This window comes from Phenylobacterium sp. (assembly GCF_030693805.1).
Taxonomy (GTDB): domain Bacteria; phylum Pseudomonadota; class Alphaproteobacteria; order Caulobacterales; family Caulobacteraceae; genus Phenylobacterium.
This window is the reverse complement of record NZ_JAUXZW010000240.1, coordinates 1-2,511: the sequence shown is the minus strand read 5'-3', so window position 1 is coordinate 2,511 and position 2,511 is coordinate 1. Positions and strand designations below refer to the sequence as shown.

2 protein-coding genes are annotated in these 2,511 nt (G+C 67.6%); both read right to left on the bottom strand.

The genetic code is table 11. From position 1 onward, the window contains the following. Positions 1-99 precede the first annotated feature (99 nt). Complete coding sequence (gene sufB, locus Q8M88_RS09265) at positions 100-1,569, bottom strand: Fe-S cluster assembly protein SufB (protein ID WP_305596638.1); 1,470 nt, start codon at positions 1,567-1,569, stop codon at positions 100-102. Between the two features lie 11 nt (positions 1,570-1,580). Continuing rightward, positions 1,581-2,511 (bottom strand): cysteine desulfurase family protein (locus Q8M88_RS09260; RefSeq protein ID WP_305596636.1); only part of this gene is annotated, 931 nt, incomplete at its 5' end.

The following is a 2,511-nucleotide window of genomic DNA, read 5'->3' as shown; positions in this document are numbered from 1 at the left end:
TCTCAACTCCCTTCCCCCTGGAGGGGGGAAGGGTTGGGGATGGGGGTGGCGCCATCTCAGCGACGATGCGCCGGGCGACATGCTGGCGGTGCGCGCCCGTCATCCGACGGAGCCTTCCAGGGAGATCGCCACCAGCTTCTGGGCCTCGACGGCGAACTCCATGGGGAGTTCCTGAAGGACCTCCTTGACGAAGCCGTTGACCAGTAGTTGCACGGCCTCCTCCTGGGAAAGGCCGCGCTGCATGGCGTAGAACAACTGATCGTCGGATAGCCGGGTGGTCGTGGCTTCGTGCTCGAACACGCAATGGCCGTTACGCGCCTCGACGTAAGGCGTGGTGTGGGCTGCGCAGTCCTTGCCGATCAGCAGGCTGTCGCACTGGGTGAAATTGCGCGCGCCCGTGGCCTTCGGGTGGGCGGAGACCAGGCCGCGGTAGGTGTTGGACGAGCGCCCCGCCGAGATGCCCTTGGAGATAATCCGGGAGCGGGTGTTGGCGCCCAGGTGGATCATCTTGGTGCCGGTGTCGGCCTGCTGGAAGCCGTTGGTCACCGCGATCGAGTAGAACTCTCCCGAACTCCCCTCGCCGCGCAGCACGCAGGATGGATACTTCCAGGTGATCGCCGAGCCGGTCTCGACTTGGGTCCACGAGACCTTGGAGCGCGCGCCGCGGCAGTCGGCCCGCTTGGTGACGAAATTGTAGATGCCGCCCAGGCCGGTCTTCGGATCGCCCGGGTACCAGTTCTGCACCGTCGAATATTTGATCTCGGCGTCGTCCAGCACGACCAGCTCGACGACCGCGGCATGGAGCTGGTTCTCATCGCGCATCGGCGCGGTGCAGCCCTCAAGGTAGGACACGTAGGCGCCGGCGTCGGCGATGATCAGGGTGCGCTCGAACTGCCCGCTGCTGGCGGCGTTGATGCGGAAATAGGTCGACAGCTCCATCGGGCAGCGCACGCCCGGCGGGACATAGACAAAGCTGCCGTCTGAGAAGACCGCGCTGTTCAGGCAGGCGAAGTAGTTGTCGGAGACCGGAACGACGCTGCCCAGGTACTGGCGCACCAGCTCACCGTGGTCGCGGATCGCCTCGCTCATCGAGCAGAAGATGACGCCGGCCTGGGCCAGCTCCTTCTTGAAGGTGGTGACGACGGAGACGCTGTCGAACACCGCATCCACCGCATAGCGCGGCGCGCCTTCCACACCGGCCAACACTTCCTGCTCGCGCAGCGGGATGCCGAGCTTCGCGTAGACCTCCAGCAGTTCCGGATCCACCTCATCGAGGCTCTTTGGACCGGTCTTCTCCTTGGGCGCCGCGTAGTAGTGGGAGTCCTGATAGTCGATCTTCGGGAAATTGACCCGCGCCCACTCGGGCTCCTCCAGCACGAGCCAGCGCTCGAACGCCTCCAGCCGCCAGTCCAGCATCCACTGCGGCTCGCCCTTCTTGGCGGAGATGAAGCGAACGGTGTCGGCGTTCAGCCCCTTGGGCGCCAGTTCCTGATCGATGTCGGTGACGAACCCGTGCTTGTAGGCCTCCAGGGCCTCCACGTGCTCGACGGTCTGTTTGACGGCGGCCATCCGGCTGTTCCTTAAGCCGCCGACGCGCGGCGGCGCGCGGTTCGGCGGTCATTGGCTTCGATCCAGGCTTCCGCGAGCCTGCTCCAGTCCTGTTCGCACGTCGCCCATCCACCGCTGGCGCGGATGGCGCAGCCGGCCAGATCGCCCGCGCCCATGGCGGCGAGCACGTGGCTCGGCGTGACCTTGCCCGACGAACAGGCGGCGCCGGCGCTGACCATGACGCCGGCCAGGTCCAGCGACATCACCTGGAGGTTCGCGTCGTAGCCCGGCGCAGCGAAGCACAGGGTGTTGGCCAGCCGGTCGACGCGTTCGCCAAACACCACGGCGCCGGCTTCGCGCAGCGCGAGTTCCGCAGCGTCGCGCCAGGTGGAATGCTCGGCGATCGCCTGGAGATCTTGCATGGCTTCGGACGCCGCTGCGCCGAAGCCGGCGATGCCGGGCACGTTCTGGGTGCCCGCGCGGCGTCCGCGCTCCTGGCCGCCGCCGTGCAGGCGCCGGGAAATCGTCGATCGCGTCCCGGCGACCAACGCGCCCACACCCTGCGGACCGCCCAGCTTGTGCGCAGACAACGACAGCGTGTCGGCCCCGAGCTCACGAAAATCGATTGCGACCTTGCCCGCGGCTTGCACCGCGTCGACATGCAGCCAGCCGTCGGCCTCGCGCACCAGGGCGGCGGCTTGTGCGACCGGCTGGATCACACCGGTCTCATTGTGAGCCAGCATCAGGGCGACGAAGGGCGCGGCGTCGGCGGCGTCCCAGCGCGACAGGCGCTCGGCCAACCAGCCCAGGTCGGCGACGCATTGAGCGTCTACGGGCACGATCTCGACCGCGAGGGCCGCAGCCTTAGCCGTCTCCAGGACCGTGGCGTGTTCGATGGCGCTGACGATCAGGCGGCGCGCACCGGTGGCGATCGCGCTGTCGATCGCCAGAGCATTGGCCTCG